At 64.7% G+C, this 15,121-nt stretch carries 13 protein-coding genes and 1 tRNA gene; 7 read left to right on the plus strand and 7 right to left on the minus strand.

From position 1 onward, the window contains the following. Window positions 1–58: 58 nt before the first annotated feature. From arsJ to BM297_RS09540, 3 genes are all read left to right on the plus strand, one after another. Window positions 59–1,288: an organoarsenical effux MFS transporter ArsJ gene (gene arsJ / locus BM297_RS09530; RefSeq protein ID WP_092430614.1), complete on the plus strand. Its 1,230-nt coding sequence runs from the start codon at window positions 59–61 to the stop codon at window positions 1,286–1,288. A gap of 65 nt (window positions 1,289–1,353) precedes the next feature. Continuing rightward, the gene (locus BM297_RS09535; protein WP_092430616.1) at window positions 1,354–2,274 is read left to right on the plus strand and encodes a cation diffusion facilitator family transporter; all 921 of its coding nucleotides are present in this window, start codon (window positions 1,354–1,356) and stop codon (window positions 2,272–2,274) included. 40 nt (window positions 2,275–2,314) lie between these two features. Beyond that, window positions 2,315–2,749, plus strand: coding sequence for an arsenate reductase ArsC (locus tag BM297_RS09540; protein ID WP_092430618.1), 435 nt, complete (start codon window positions 2,315–2,317; stop codon window positions 2,747–2,749). 327 nt (window positions 2,750–3,076) lie between these two features. On the opposite strand, the gene BM297_RS09545 is transcribed toward BM297_RS09540, so the two are convergent. The 7 genes from BM297_RS09545 to BM297_RS09575 form a co-directional block, all read right to left on the minus strand. After that, window positions 3,077–3,730 (minus strand): OmpH family outer membrane protein, encoded by a 654-nt coding sequence (locus BM297_RS09545; RefSeq protein ID WP_092430620.1) that lies wholly within the window; start codon window positions 3,728–3,730, stop codon window positions 3,077–3,079. A 64-nt stretch (window positions 3,731–3,794) separates the two neighbouring features. Continuing rightward, a complete protein-coding gene (locus tag BM297_RS09550; protein WP_092430622.1) occupies window positions 3,795–4,508 on the minus strand; it encodes a hypothetical protein in 714 nt (237 codons plus the stop codon). A 253-nt stretch (window positions 4,509–4,761) separates the two neighbouring features. Continuing rightward, window positions 4,762–5,070: a hypothetical protein gene (locus BM297_RS09555; RefSeq protein ID WP_092430624.1), complete on the minus strand. Its 309-nt coding sequence runs from the start codon at window positions 5,068–5,070 to the stop codon at window positions 4,762–4,764. Between the two features lie 197 nt (window positions 5,071–5,267). After that, a complete protein-coding gene (locus tag BM297_RS09560) occupies window positions 5,268–5,627 on the minus strand; it encodes a response regulator (RefSeq protein WP_092430626.1) in 360 nt (119 codons plus the stop codon). After that, window positions 5,627–7,384 carry a sensor histidine kinase gene (locus BM297_RS09565; protein WP_217648254.1) on the minus strand — a complete coding sequence of 586 codons (1,758 nt, stop codon included), beginning with the start codon at window positions 7,382–7,384 and terminating at the stop codon, window positions 5,627–5,629. Before BM297_RS09565 ends, BM297_RS09560 begins: the two co-directional genes overlap by 1 nt. Beyond that, window positions 7,381–8,517, minus strand: a complete 1,137-nt coding sequence (locus tag BM297_RS09570; protein WP_092430628.1) for a response regulator — start codon at window positions 8,515–8,517, stop codon at window positions 7,381–7,383. Before BM297_RS09570 ends, BM297_RS09565 begins: the two co-directional genes overlap by 4 nt. After that, complete coding sequence (locus BM297_RS09575) at window positions 8,514–11,534, minus strand: PAS domain-containing hybrid sensor histidine kinase/response regulator (RefSeq protein WP_092430630.1); 3,021 nt, start codon at window positions 11,532–11,534, stop codon at window positions 8,514–8,516. Before BM297_RS09575 ends, BM297_RS09570 begins: the two co-directional genes overlap by 4 nt. 376 nt (window positions 11,535–11,910) lie before the next feature. Between BM297_RS09575 and gacA the strand changes: the two genes are divergently transcribed. From gacA to BM297_RS09595, 4 genes are all read left to right on the plus strand, one after another. Then, complete coding sequence (gacA, locus tag BM297_RS09580; protein WP_092430632.1) at window positions 11,911–12,555, plus strand: response regulator transcription factor GacA; 645 nt, start codon at window positions 11,911–11,913, stop codon at window positions 12,553–12,555. Window position 12,556: 1 nt separating this feature from the next. After that, window positions 12,557–14,383, plus strand: a complete 1,827-nt coding sequence (gene uvrC, locus BM297_RS09585) for an excinuclease ABC subunit UvrC (protein WP_092430634.1) — start codon at window positions 12,557–12,559, stop codon at window positions 14,381–14,383. Between the two features lie 33 nt (window positions 14,384–14,416). Next, the gene (gene pgsA, locus BM297_RS09590; protein WP_092430636.1) at window positions 14,417–14,977 is read left to right on the plus strand and encodes a CDP-diacylglycerol--glycerol-3-phosphate 3-phosphatidyltransferase; all 561 of its coding nucleotides are present in this window, start codon (window positions 14,417–14,419) and stop codon (window positions 14,975–14,977) included. 64 nt (window positions 14,978–15,041) lie between these two features. Then, window positions 15,042–15,117, plus strand: a tRNA-Gly gene (locus tag BM297_RS09595). Window positions 15,118–15,121: the final 4 nt, after the last annotated feature.

Genomic DNA, 15,121 nt, shown 5'->3' on the forward strand with positions numbered 1-15,121 from the left:
GGTGGGTTACGGCCTGCGGCCTAACCCACCCTACGGTTTCCACTCATCGGGTACCCCCATGCACGCCCTGTCCCGTCTCTCTCCCGAAATCCGCCAGTACCTGCTGGTCACCGGCAACTACTGGGCCTTCACCCTCACCGACGGCGCCCTGCGCATGCTGGTGGTGCTGCATTTCCACGGCCTGGGCTACAGCCCGCTGCAGATCGCCGCGCTGTTCCTGTTCTACGAGATCTTCGGCGTGGTCACCAACCTGGTCGGTGGCTGGCTGGGCGCGCACCTGGGTCTCAACCGCACCATGAACATCGGTCTGGGCCTGCAGGTGGCGGCGCTGCTGATGCTCACCGTGCCGGCGGCCATGCTCACCGTGCCCTGGGTGATGGCGGCGCAGGCGCTGTCCGGCATCGCCAAGGACCTCAACAAGATGAGTGCGAAGAGCTCGATCAAGTTGCTGGTGGCCGATTCCCAGCAGGGCACGCTGTACAAGTGGGTGGCGCTGCTCACCGGCTCGAAGAACGCCCTCAAGGGCGTCGGTTTCTTCCTCGGCGGCGCGCTGCTGACGGGGGTTGGTTTCACCGGTGCGGTGCTGGCGATGGCGGCGGTGCTGGCGCTGATCTGGCTGGCCAGCCTGGTGACCCTGAAGAAGGATCTGGGCAAGGCGAAGAGCAAGCCCAAGTTCCGCGACCTGTTGTCGAAGAGCCGGGCGATCAACATCCTCTCCGCCGCCCGTTTGTTCCTGTTCGGCGCCCGCGACGTGTGGTTCGTGGTGGCGCTGCCGGTGTACCTGTCGGCGAGCTTCGGCTGGGACTTCTGGCAGGTCGGCGGCTTTCTCGCCGTCTGGGTGATCGGCTACGGCATCGTGCAGTCGTTCGCCCCGTACTTCACCGGCAAGCGCAGCGGCAGGCTGCCGGACGGCCGTGCGGCCTTCGTCTGGGCGACACTGCTGGCCGGCCTGCCGGCGGCCATCGCCCTTGGCCTGGGCAGCGAACTTGCCGCGCAGACGGTACTGATCGGCGGCCTGCTGCTGTTCGGCGCGCTGTTCGCCATCAACTCCTCGCTGCACAGCTACCTGATCGTCAGCTACGCCAAGGAGGACGGCGTATCGCTGGATGTGGGCTTCTACTACATGTCCAACGCGCTGGGCCGGCTGCTCGGCACCCTGCTGTCCGGCTGGGTGTTCCAGGCCTGGGGCCTCGAAGCCTGCCTGTGGGTGTCCAGTGCGTTCGTGCTGCTCGCCGCGCTGATTTCCATCGGCCTGCCGCGACATGCCCCGGTCGCTCAGGCATCCTGAGCAGGAACCAGCGCAGGGATTGGCCAGACGCGCCCATGCCGGGCGTACTGGAGTGGAGGCAACACATGGCGCATGCCCATCATCACGAGCAGCATTCTCACGCCCACGCACCGCAGCGCTACGACCGCGCCTTCGCCATCGGCATCGTGCTGAACCTCGGTTTCGTGCTGGTCGAGGCCTTCTACGGCTGGCAGGTGAACTCGCTGGCCCTGCTGGCCGACGCTGGCCACAACCTCAGCGATGTTGGCGGGCTGATCCTGGCCTGGGCGGCGCTAGCGGCCACCCGCTTGCGCCCCAATGACCGCCACACCTACGGCTGGCAGCGCGGCTCGATCCTCGCCAGCTTCGGCAATGCCGCGATCCTGCTGGTGGCCATGGGCTCGCTGGGCTGGGAGTCGATCCAGCGCCTGCAGCAGCCGGTGGCGATGGTCGGCGAGACGGTGATGGTGGTCGCCGGCATCGGCGTGCTGGTCAACGCCGCCACCGCAGCGCTGTTCCTTTCCGGCAGCCGCAGCGACCTCAACCTGCGCGGGGCCTTCCTGCACATGGCGGCCGACGCCCTGGTCTCCATCGGCGTGGTGCTGGCCGGGGGGCTGTACCTGTGGCAGGGCTGGAGCTGGATCGATCCGCTGGTCAGCCTGGCGATTGCGGTGGTGATCGTGTTCGGCACCTGGTCGCTGTTTCGTCAGTCCCTGCACCTGCTGTTCGACGGCGTGCCGGAGCACGTCGACCTGGCGGCGGTACGCCGGTACCTGCTGGAGCAGCCGGGCGTCTGTGACGTGCACGACCTGCACGTCTGGGCGATGAGCACCGCCGAGGTGGCGCTGACCGCGCACATGGCGATGAGTCCGCTGCCCGAGGATGACTGCTTCCTGCAGAGCGTCGCCCACGAGTTGCACGAGCACTTCGGCATCAGCCATGCCACGCTGCAACTGGAGCGGGATCTTGGCTGCCCGCTGGGCTGCGCCCGTCCCGCCGCCACTTGAAGCACGGATTCTTCACCAAGCACAAACAGAGGTGACCGCTATGCACCAGCCCATTCGAGTGCTGTTCCTGTGTGAGGGTAACGCCGACCGCTCGCAGATGGCCGAGGGTCTTCTGCGAGTCGAGGGCGGCGACCGCTTCGAGGTACACAGTGCAGGGATCGATCCCCGTCCGCTGGATCCGCTGGCGGTAGCCGCCATGCAGGAGGTCGGCATCGATATCGCCGGGCAGCCGAGCAAGCACCTCAACGACTACGAGGACATGCAGTTCGACTATGTCGTGACGCTCTGTGAGCAAGTGGTGGGCAGTTGCCTGGACTTCGCCAGGGACGGCCATAGCCTGCACTGGCAGTGCAGCGATCCGAGCGACTCTCCTGGCTCGGACGCTGACCGGCTGGCAGCTTTTCGCCAGGCCCGGGAGGAGATCAAGGAAAACCTGGACGCCTGGCTGAAGACGTTACCCGTGCATGGTTGGTGACCCGCAGTAGCAGGAACATTTGTCCCTGCCATTTTGTATACGGTATCGCTCTGGGCAGTAGGCCCAGGCGTTCGGGTCGTGAGGGTATTGCGCGCCGATAGCCGATATCGGAGTGCCGCCAGGTAGCTTCATCGCAGCCCAGCAGCACGATGAAGCCATGTGGACGGAAGTCGGCGAGCACCTCTTTCTTCTGGGTAAGGAGGGTTTGCGCCGTCTCCATACGGTTGCTGTCCCCGTAGGGGATCAGTGCACGTGCGCCGCCGAGACAAAGGGCTATGACGCTCGTTCTGCTGCTCTCCAGGAAGTCAGGTCCGCCTGAAATCAGCTCTACTGCGAAGCTTCTGGCTGGCTCAGGACTTGTGTAATGACCCCGCCGGTCACATCCAGCACCTGATTGGCCTTGTTGTAGGCGATGCTGGGTTCGTTGGTGATGATGAGGGCCAGGTCGTTCTTGACTGCGTAGCTGGCAACCGCCTGCCGTATGGTCTCATCCATGATTTTCTGCACCTTGATGTCGTGCTCCCTCCGCCGCTGCTGTAGTTCAGTGAATGTCTTCGCTTTGGCTTTCAGGTCAAGGATCAGTTCATCGGTTTCGATGCTTTTGATGCACGCATGTAGCTCTGGACTGGCGGCCGAGGTGATGGCTTGCGGAACGCTGCCTTCGAATACCCTGGCACCAGCGCCACTCTGTTGGCCCAGGCAGCGTTGCATACTGCTTCGCTTGAGCTCGGAGATCTGCTCGTTGATTCGCGAGTACTCCTGCTGTTTGGCCTGATAGTTGTCGTCGATATCCGCAGGATACGGATTCTGCTCCTTGACGATGTCGCGAACGGCAGCCTGGATTTTTGACGTATTGATCAGCGCCCAATCCGGTGTGCTATCGCCCTGGAAGACATCCTTGCAACCTCCAAGGGCCAGGGTGGCGACCGCTAGGATCAGTAGTCTGGCAAGTCTGGCAAGTCTGGCAAGTCTGGCAAACATGGAAACTCCTTTTTCACAGTGGCTGGAATGGGTTGATCACTGCAAATGACTGCAGGCTCTGCAATCACTCGCGGTTTTCGAAGGACATCCTGAAGTGGAGGTTGTGCCCGCGATTCTGCGTCTGCCAGGCGAACCCTGCCATGTGCTCCCTGCGGCCGTTGGGGTTCGCCTCCCTGAAGAAGGCGCTGCGGCCCTCTGCATAGTCAAAGCGTGGCTTGGCACCGGAGCCTGGTGGGCCTGAGTAGCTAGGCCCCATGTTGTGAATGGCGATTCTGGTTCCGCCAGGGTTGCCCAGCTCGGAGAGCGTGACCCAGGCAATGTATTCCTTGCTGGGATCCAGCCGAATGTGCGGAATGTCGAAATCTTGCCAGCTACTCAGGGAGCTCTGACTGATGCTTGGTAACAGGCGGGGTTCCGATGCCCATATCTCCATGGGTGCCGGCCGATCCGTCAGCCATTCGGAAAGTATCAGCTGGAAATTGGCCTCCGGCTCCAGGCCGTTGTGATTGTGCTGGGCCATGAGGAAGCCGACCTTGAACAGAATCGGAGTTTGCGGGTTGGGCGAGAAAATCTGGCCTGCGGCTGTTGTCCCTTCGCGCGTGGTTGTGCTGTGGATCACCCAGCTTGAAGATTCAGTGCCACGGGGAGGCTGGGTTGGCAGTGTCGATTCGATGCGTTCTACCGTCGCGACCACCTCGTCCTTCAACTTCTCTGGCTGAGACAGGTACCAATACAGGCCGGCCGCCAGTAACAGGCCCGGTACAAAAAATTTGTTCATGCGCATCCTGCGAGGAAACGGGACATGGGGTCTTCGAGTGGCAAGCGTCCGGCCAACCCGTCTCGAGACTGTCGATTCAAGCAGGATGCCCCTTGGCCAGGGCCGGCAACAACCTTCTGGCAGATGGAGGTACCCAGAAATCTGTCCTGTTTCACAAAAACTCCGGCACCGTGCCGCGGCTTTCTCCAGCCCGCCGACTACCAAATACGCCAAAGCCCCGGTTTCCGGGGCTTTGGCGTTTCAGGCAGGTTGATCAGTTCGCCGGGCGGTCCTGCTCGAGCACCATCTGCCCGGCTAGCAGCAGTCGCGCATGGGCGCTTTCGGATAGCTCCTGGAGATGCTTGAGGTCACGCTGGAATACCTCGATATGGTCCAGCCAGGCGCCGAAGGGCTTAGCGCCGATGCTGCGTACCGTGCTGGCCAGCTCCGGTTTGCTCTTGCTCAAGGCCAGCAGCATCACGCGGCGGCCAAAGGTGAAGCGGTCGTTCGTCTCGATGTCCTTGAGTTCGGCAAGCGTGAAGGCAGCTTCGAAATCGATATCGGGCGGGGACGGGGCATCCATGCGGTGTTCTCCATGTCTCGTATTTGTGCGCGCAGTGCAGTGTCGGCGTTGAGGATGTCTGTTTGAGCGGCCATCTGTCAGCGACCTGCCTTGTGCCTTTCAGCAAGGCTTACAGCAAGACACATGCCAGCAGTCCAGGCCGTCTCAACATACTTGCGGCCGAGCTTAAATATAGCTGTTGCAGCGCACAACGCAGTTCACTCGGCAGTTATTCCCACCATGGTCAGCAGATTGCGGATGTCGATCGGCTTGATCAGAATGTCGTCGAAGCCGGCGGCCATGATCTCGCGGGTTTCCGCCGGCAAGGCATGGGCGGTGTAGGCGATGATGCGCAGCTGCGCCAGGGCGGGGTTGCGGCGCAGTTGCTGGCAGACCTCGATGCCGGACATGCCCGGCATCATGATGTCGAGCAGGACGCAGTCGAAGTCCTTCTCGCTGGCTAGGCGCAGGGCATCCGCGCCGTTGCTGCACTCGCTCACGCGGCAGCCATAGCGCTCCAGCAGGACCCGCGGCAGGGTGCGATTGAACTCGGTGTCGTCGACCAGCAGAACGTTCATCAATCCTCCCGCGGGGATAGAGGGAGGTGCAGGGTGAAGACGCTGCCCTGGCCCGGCGCGGAACTCAGGCTGATGCTGCCGCCCATGATGGCCGCCAGCTCGCGGGACAGGGCCAGCCCCAGGCCGGTGCCGGGGTGCTGGCGGGTCACGAAGGTATCCGCCTGGCGGAAGCGCTCGAAGATCAGCTCATGCTGGTCGCTGGCAATGCCCGGTCCGGAGTCCGCCACCGCGAAGCACAGCTCGCCGTTGCTCTGCCTGACGTTCAGTCTTACCTGCCCCGTGGTGGTGAACTTGATCGCGTTGTGCAGCAGGTTGCTGAGCACCTGGAGCAGGCGGGTGCGGTCACAGCGCAGGCTGGCCGGCAGATCGGTCGGCAGCTGCACCTCCAGGCTCAGACCCTTGCTCGCCGCGAAGGCGCGGTGCATGTCGAGGGCATCCTTGATCAGACTGTGCAGATCCTCGTCGCGCAGGAACAGTTGCATGCGCCCGGCCTCGATGCTGGCCTGGTCGAGAATGTCGTTGAGCAGGTTCAGCAGGTGGCGGCTGCTCTTGTGGATGATCCCGGCGAATTCGCGGCTGGTGGCGTCGCTGCCGGTTTCGCGCAGGTATTCGGCGTAGCCGACGATGCCGTTGAGCGGGGTGCGCAGCTCGTGCGACATCGAGGCGAGGAATTCCGACTTGAGACGGTTGGCCGATTCGGCGCGGGCCTGGCTCAGGCGCAGACGGGCGGAGATGGCATGCTGGCGGCGCAACAGGCCGGCGGAGAGCAGGCCGAACAGCAGGATGACCGCCGACATCAGGCCGGCGAACAGGAAGTAGCCATTGCGCCGCTGCAGGTAGTCGGCCATGGCTTCCTTGCGACCGACGCCGACCACCACGGCCAGCGGCAGACCGAGCACCTTGCGGAAGCTGAAGATCCGCTCGACGCCGTCGACCCGGCTGGCGCTGATGTAGTGGCCCTGGCTGTCCTGCTCGAGCAGCTTGAACAGCGGCGAGCCGGAAATGTCCCGGCCGATATTGTTGTTGAGCTCCTCTTCGGTGCTGGAGCGGCGGGCACGCACGATACCGTCGAAGCCGACCACGGTGATGATGCCGTCGCGGCCGATTTCCACGTCGTTGTACAGGCTGGTGAAGTAGAAGGGGTCGATGGAGATCACCGCCACGCCTCCGAAGCTGCCGTCCGGCTTGTCGATGCGCCGGGTCATCTGGATCGACCACTTGCCGCTGGCGCGGCCGAGTACCGGCTTGCTGACCCACAGCTCGTCGGAGGCGTTGTCCCGATGGATGCGGAAATGCTCGCGGTCGGAGAGGTCGATCGCGGTGTGCTGGGGCAGGTTGGACAGGATGTAGGTGCCGTTTTCGTCGATGATGCCCAGCTGGTTGAAGATGTTGCTGATGATCAGGCCGTCGCGGACAAACGCGCGGATGTCGATCTGGCGGCCGTGCAGCTCGTACTGCTGCTGGAGAAAGCGCAGCGACTGATCGGCGCTGGTGATGGTGCGCGCGGCGTGGGCCTCGAAGGCGCGGGCGAGGTTCAGGGTGTCGCGCTTGAGGTCATCCTCGGTGCGCACCTGCTCGCTGGCGGTCTTGAGGATCACCCCGCCCCATAGGGCGCTCACCAGGAGCAGGGTGAGGCCGAGAAGCAGTGCATAGGCAAGCTTGCCTTCGCGCCAGCTGCCGCTCGGCTTGACCGGTTGCGGCAGGCACGACGGTGCTTTGCCCGTGGCCGGCAGCGTCGGGAACGCGGAGTTGGTCACGCGCAGGCCCCGCTGGTGTCGAGCGCCACGGGCTCGGGATGGTCGGCGTAGCGCGCAGCGATCTCCCGGAACGCCTCCTGCAGCTCGAGGAAGGCATCGACCATGTCCGGGTCGAAGTGACAGCCCCTGCCGGCGCTGATGATCTTGGTCGCCTCGTCGTGGGACATCGGCGCCTTGTAGACGCGGCTGCTGATCAGCGCGTCGTAGACGTCGGCGATGGCCATCAGGCGGGCGGCGACCGGAATCTCGTCGCCGATCAGACCTTGCGGGTAGCCGCTGCCGTCCCACTTCTCGTGGTGGCTGAAAGCGATTTCCTTGGCGATGCGCAGGAAGGGGATTTCCCCGCCGGCATGGCGTTCGGCTCGGGCGATGGCTTCGCCCCCCAGGGTGGCGTGGGTCTTCATCACGTCGAACTCATGCTGGTCCAGCCGTCCGGGCTTGAGCAGGATGCTGTCGGGGATGCCGATCTTGCCGATGTCGTGCAGCGGCGCCGACTTGAACAGCAGCTCGATGTGGGTGTCGGTGAGGAACGAGCGGAAACGCGGGTGCTGCTGCAGGTGCTGCGCCAGGGTGCGCACATAGTTCTGCGTGCGGCGGATATGGTTGCCGGTTTCGTTGTCGCGGGTTTCCGCCAGGGACGCCATCATCTCGATGGTCACGTCCTGCACCTCGAGCACCTGGCGCATGCGACGCTGGACCTCCTGCTCGAGGTAGGCGCTCTTGTTGCGCAGGAAGTCGGCGGAAGCCTTGAGTTTCAGGTGGGTCCTGATCCGGGCCAGCATCACCGGCGGGCTGATCGGCTTGGTGATGTAGTCCACCGCGCCCAGCTCCAGACCGTGCTGTTCGTCCTCGATGCTGGTGCGGGCGGTGAGGAAGATCACCGGAATGTCGCGCAGCTGCAGGTCGGCCTTGAGCTGGCGGCAGACTTCATAGCCGTCCATGTCCGGCATCATGATGTCGAGCAGGATCAGGTCGGGCTGCTCCTGGCCGGCGGCGATGCGCAGGGCGGCCTGGCCATCGCTGGCGACCTTGATCCGGTACTCGTGCTTGAGCAGGCTGCTGACCAGGATCAGGTTGTCCGGGGTGTCGTCGACCACCAGGATGGTCGGTTTCTTGTCGGCGTCCATCGTCATGCGTTTCTCGACCTGGGGGATTCGGGTTGCTGCAGCGTCATCAGCGTTTGCAGGGTGGCCAGCGCCTTGCCGAATTCGAAGCGGCGGATCGCCCCTTCGAGTTGCGGATAGTCGTCCGGGAAGGCGGCGCGCAGCACCCCTGACTGCTCGTTGAACCAGCTGGCCGCCTCGGCATCGTCCTCGTTCAGCAAGCCAGCCAGTTTATGGCAGATCTGCGCCAGTTGCCCGGGGTCCACCGCCTCGGCCTGCCGAGTGGGGACGCTGCCGAGGAACTGCTGCAGCGCGACGAGCAGCGGGCTCAGCTGGGCTTCCAGTTGTGCCAGGGCCTGCTCGGTAGCTGCGGCGGGCAGATCGTCGTGGATAGCCCGCTCCAGCTCGGCGGCGCAGGCCATCACGGCATTGGCCCCCACGGTGCCGGCCAGTCCCTTGAGGGTATGCGCCAGGCGTTGGGCGGTCGGCGCATCGCCCCGCGCCAGCGCCTGGCGAATATTGCCGGGCGTATCCTGCTCGCTGACGACCAGGCGGCGCAGCAGGTCGAGGTACAGGCTGTGGTCGCCCAATACCCGCTGCAGCCCTTCGCGGGCTTCCAGTCCGCTGATTGTCGGCATGGCGGTGTGCGCCTGCACCGGCGCGGGCGGCGGCGTCCGCATTGGCGAGGCGCCTGGCCTGCGCTTGAACCATTGGCGCAGGGTGGCATAGAGCTGTTCCACCTTGAGCGGCTTGGCCAGGAAACCGTTCATGCCCAGTTCGCGGCAGCGCTGGCGATCCTCGGGCATGGCGCTGGCGCTGATGGCGATGATCGGCAACTGGCCGCGCGCGCCCAGCGCGCGGATGGCCAGGGTCGCGCCGCCGCCGTCGAGCACCGGCATCTGCATGTCCATCAGCACCAGGTCGTAGTCCTGCGCGCGGACCCGGTCCACGGCCAGTTGCCCGTTCTCGACGACCTCCACCTCCACGCCGACATGCTGCAGCAGCTTGCCGACCAGACGCTGATTGACTTCGTGATCCTCGGCCAGCAGCACCCGGCAACCCTGCAGATCGAGGCGCGGCAGCAACTCTTGTAGGCTGCCGGGAACGACGCGCAGCGGCACGCTGAGCCAGAAGGTGCTGCCCTTGCCATGCTGGCTATCGACGCCGACCGAGCCGCCCATCAGCTCGGCGAGCTTGCGGGCGATGGCCAGCCCCAGGCCGGTGCCGCCATATTTGCGCGTGCTCGAGGTGTCGGCCTGATGGAAGGCGGTGAACAGGGCGCCTTGCTGCTGCGCGGTGAGGCCGATGCCGGTGTCGCGGACAAACACGTTGAGGGTGAATGCCGCAGTGCCCGACGGCGTGCCGCGCACGCTGACCTCGATCTCGCCCTGGCTGGTGAACTTGATGGCGTTGTCGAGGAAATGGCTGAGGATTTGGCCGATGCGCCGGCTGTCGCCCTCCAGCTGGGCAGGCAGGTCAGCCTCCGCGCGGCAGTCGAGCCTGAGGCCCTTGGCCCGCGCTCGTTCGGCAAACTGGGCGCGCAAGGCATCGAGCAGTTCCTGTACCGAGAAGCTCTCGCGCTGCAGCTCCAGGCTGCCGCTCTCGAGGCGCGAGAAGTCGAGCACATCGTCGATCAGCGTCAGCAGGCGTTCGCTGGCATTCTGCAGCTGGCGCAGGTAGTCGCGCTGCTGGGCATCCAGATTGGTCCCGGTGATGAGGTGGCTCATGCCGATGATGGTGTTCATCGGGGTGCGGATCTCGTGACTCATGTTGGCCAGGAAGTCCGACTTCGCCCGGGCCGTGTGTTCCGCGAGCGTGCGGGCCTGTTGCATCTCGAGTTCCGCCTGTTGGCGCGCGCTGATGTCGCGAACCATGACGCACAGGCTGAAGTCGTGCACGTCGACTGCCGGCAGGCGAGCCAGTCCGGCCTCGACCACGAACTCCGCGCCATCCTTGCGCGCACCATCGAGGTGCATGAATAGCAGTCGCTCCTGACTCTCGAGGAGCTGCTTGCGCAGCGCCGGGTAGGGCGTCGATGCCTTGGCCGGCGCCAGGCTCGCCAGGTGGCGGCCGATCAGTTCGCCGGGGCCGTAGCCGAACAGGCTTTCGGCCTTGGGATTGGCCAGCAGGATCACATCCTGCTCGTCGGCAATCAGGATGCCGTCGGGCGCGGATTCGATGATGCTGCGATACCAGGCTTCGGTCTGGCGCAGGCGCTCCTGTCCGGCGCTCAGCTCGCGGGTCAGGTTCTCCAGCTGCAGTGCCTGCGCACGGAGGGCCAGCCCGGCTTGCCGCGAGTCCTCCAGCGCCATGGCCAGCGCGGCGATTTCCGAGCCGGGTGTGCCTTCGTCGAAGCGGACACTGCGGTCATCGGCGAGCAGGCGCCGAGCCTTGGCGGTCATGGCGGCGATGGGAATGACCAGTCGGCGTCGGTAGAACAGCTGCAGGACGGTCAGCACCGCCAGCATATTGCCGACCAGCAGGGTGAGCGCGATGCTGTCGACCCGTTGCGCCTGGCTCGTCAGTTGCTCGATCCGTCCTTGCAGACGAGCCTCGATCAGGTGGCGCGCCTGATCGAGGGGCGCCGCGATGCCGCCCTTGGCTTGCGCGTAGTCGACGCTGTAGAGCGATGCCAGGGCGCCCTGGCGGTCGCCATTGCGGGCCGCGGCAAGGGCCTGTCGCTCGACGTCGAGCAGGTTGTCGGAGTTCTGCTTGGCCTGCGCGACCAGCGCCAGCTCCTCGGGAAGCGCACCCAGCGCATGCAGTTGTTCGACGGCTCTTTCGCGGCTGAGCAGGATATCCAGCTCGCTCTGGAAGGCCTGCTGGTGGCGCTCGTCACCGGTTGCCGCATAGCCGCGCGCGGCGTGAGTCAGGACGTCGCTGCTGTCGGCGAACGACTGGGTGGCGCCCAGCGAAGCGCCGAGCTGGGCGACAACCTGGTCCCGCATTTGCAGCAAATGCGAGTGCAGTAGGGTAGAGCCGAGACTGATGAGTGACAGCGTGGCGATCATCAGGCTGATCAGCTTGCTGCTGGTGTCGATGCGCATGGGGGCTCCGCGGGGGCTGCACGAGCGGTACAGGTGCCGTGGGGCGCACCGGTTTGTGGCGTCATTATTCGACCAATTTTATGTGACGCAGTCTGCATAACTCAACGGCAATCAGCATTGTTCCAACGCAAGTCGCAGCGGGTCTGGCAGCCAATCCGCGGGTGAGCCATGCTTCATGCGCAAAGACGGCGCAAGCCCTGCTGTGCGAGGCCCTGCATGGCTGGGAATGCCTTTGAGGCGCGTCAGATAGTTGCCGCCTTGCGAGCTGGAATTTCGACAAGATTGGCACTTCTGTCCTTTGTCGGGCGCATTTGTTAAGGTCCGCGCTGAATTTTCGGCTCTGTCTTGAGACGACCTGGGGTTATCGAGGTACTGCGTGATCAACGTGCTCGTTGTGGATGACCACGATCTGGTGCGCACCGGCATTCGCCGGATGCTCGCCGATGTGGCTGGAGTCAGCGTGGTGGGCGAGGCCGCTTCTGGCGAAGAGGCGCTGCTGCGCGTGCGTGAACTGCGCCCCGACCTGGTGTTGATGGATGTGAAGATGCCGGGCATCGGCGGCCTGGAGGCGACCCGCAAGATCATTCGCAGCCACGCGGACATCAAGGTCATCGCCGTGACGGCCTGCGACGAAGAGCCGTTTCCCACCCGACTGCTGCAGGCCGGTGCGGCCGGCTACCTGACCAAGGGCGCCGGGCTGGAAGAGATGATCAAGGCGATTCGCCAGGTGTTCGCCGGACAGCGCTACATCAGTGCCGATATCGCCCAGCAACTGGCGCTCAAGCCATTCCAGCCGCAGGGCGATGCTTCGCCCTTCGATCTGTTGTCCGAGCGCGAGATGCAGATCGCTCTGATGATCGCCGAGTGCCAGAAGGTGCAGAGCATCTCCGACAAGCTGTGCCTGTCGCCGAAGACGGTGAACACTTACCGCTACCGCATCTTCGAGAAGCTCGAGATCACCAGCGATGTGGAGCTGGCCATGATGGCCGTGCGCCATCGCATGGTCGATGTCGTCAGCTGAGATGGGCGCGGCGTTCGACAGCAGCGACTTCCTCGCCGGGTGCAGCTCCCGCCCCGGTGTCTATCGCATGTTCGACGCCGAAGCCCGCCTGCTCTACGTTGGCAAGGCCAACAACCTGAAGAAGCGTCTGGCCAGCTACTTCCGCAAGAGCGGGCTGGCGCCGAAGACCGCCGCGCTGGTGGCGCGCATCGCCCAGATCGAGACCACCATCACCGCCAACGAGACCGAGGCGCTGCTGCTCGAGCAGACGCTGATCAAGGAATGGCGGCCGCCTTACAACATCCTGCTGCGCGACGACAAATCCTACCCTTACGTCTTGCTCAGCAGTGAGGACGAATACCCGCGCCTGGGGATCCATCGTGGGGCGAAGAAGGCCAAAGGCCGCTACTTCGGCCCCTATCCCAGCGGCCTGGCGATCCGCGAGAGCCTCAACCTGCTGCAGAAGACCTTCCAGGTACGCCAGTGCGAGGACAGCTACTTCAAGAATCGCACGCGGCCCTGCCTGCAGTACCAGATCAAGCGCTGCAAGGGCCCCTGCGTCGGCTTGGTCAGTCCCGAAGAGTACGCCGAGGACGTGCGCCATTCGGCGATGTTCCTCGAGGGGCGCAGCAACCAGCTGGCCGACGAGCTGAATGCCGCGATGGAAAAGGCCGCCGCCGAACTGGACTTCGAGCGCGCCGCCGAGCTGCGCGACCAGATTGCCCTGCTGCGCCGGGTGCAGGATCAACAAAGCATGGAGGGCGGTAGCGGCGACGTGGATGTGGTGGCGGCCATGGTCAGCCCCGGCGGCGCCTGCGTGCACCTGATCAGCGTGCGCGGCGGGCGGGTGCTGGGCAGCAAGAACTTCTTTCCCCAAGTGGCGATCGAGGAGGAGCCTGCCGATGTGCTGGTCGCCTTCCTCGCGCAGTACTACCTGGGCAGCAGTGAACGCGATTTGCCCAACGAGCTGATCGTCAACTGTGTGCACGAGGATTTCCCGACCCTGGCAGCGGCGATTGCCGAGGTGCGCGGCCGCGAGCTGGCCATCAGCCATCGCGTGCGCGGCACCAGGGCGCGCTGGCAGCAACTGGCGGTGACCAATGCCGAGCAGGCGCTGGCCTCACGGCTGGCCAACCGCCAGCATGTCGCGGCGCGCATGGAGGCGCTCGGCGAGGCGTTGGGCATGGACCAGCCGCCGCAGCGCCTGGAGTGCTTCGACATCAGTCACTCCAGCGGCGAGGCCGCGGTGGCCTCCTGCGTGGTGTTCGGGCCCGAGGGTCCGCTGAAGTCGGACTACCGGCGCTTCAACATCGAGGGGGTCACGGCCGGCGACGACTATGCGGCCATGCACCAAGCATTGACCCGGCGCTTCCGCCGCCTCAAGGAAGGCGAGGGCAAGATGCCCGACATCCTGCTGGTCGACGGGGGCAAGGGTCAGCTGAACATGGCGCGCGAAGTGCTGCAGGAGCTGGCCGTGGTCGATCTGGTCCTGCTCGGCGTGGCCAAGGGAGTGACCCGCAAGCCGGGCCTGGAAACCCTCTACCTCAACGACGCCGAGCACGAGTTCACCCTGCCGGGCGACTCGCCGGCGCTGCATCTGATCCAGCAGATCCGTGACGAGGCGCACCGTTTCGCCATCACCGGGCATCGCGCGCGGCGCGGCAAGGCGCGGCGTACCTCGAGCCTGGAGGAGGTGCCGGGCGTGGGCCCCAAGCGCCGACGCGACCTGCTCAAGCACTTTGGCGGCCTGCAGGAGTTGACCCGGGCCAGTGCCGAGGAGATCGCCAAGGCGCCAGGTATCAGCAAAAAGCTTGCGGAGTCGATTTATACCGCTCTGCACAGTGAGTAGAATGCCGCAACTCTTTGAATATAAAGCGTGCCGATGAATATCCCGAATCTGCTGACGATCCTGCGCGTGCTGCTCATCCCGGTGTTCATCGGGCTGTTCTATTTGCCGTTCAGCTGGAGCTACTGGGCTGCCAGTGGTGTGTTTGCCCTGGCCAGTGCGACCGATTGGCTGGATGGCTACCTGGCCCGCCGCCTGGGGCAGAGCACGCCGTTCGGCGCCTTTCTCGATCCGGTGGCAGACAAGCTGATGGTGGTCGTGGCGCTGGTCCTGCTGGTGGAGGAGCACAACAGCCTGTGGCTGACCCTGCCGGCGATGATCATCATCGGCCGCGAGATCGTCGTCTCCGCCCTGCGCGAGTGGATGGCCGAGCTGGGGGCGCGCGCCCAGGTGGCGGTGTCGCAGCTGGGCAAGTGGAAGACGGCCGCACAGATGGTGGCGCTGATCATCCTGCTCGGCAATCCGCCGCGGATGGACTTCTGGGTCGGCCTCGGCTTCACCCTGCTCATCGTCGCCGCCGGTCTGACCCTGTGGTCGATGGTGCAGTATCTGCGTGCCGCCTGGCCCCATCTCAGCAAGGGTGCCAACGGGAAATAACTTTTTTGAATCAAAGGGTTGACAGTGGTTCGGGTTCGTATAGAATGGCGCCCGTCACCACGAAGCGGGAATAGCTCAGTTGGTAGAGCACGACCTTGCCAAGGTCGGGGTCGCGAGTTCGAGTCTCGTTTCCCGCTCCAATTT

Origin of the sequence: Geopseudomonas sagittaria, assembly GCF_900115715.1 — a bacterium.
Taxonomy (GTDB): Bacteria; Pseudomonadota; Gammaproteobacteria; order Pseudomonadales; family Pseudomonadaceae; genus Geopseudomonas; species Geopseudomonas sagittaria.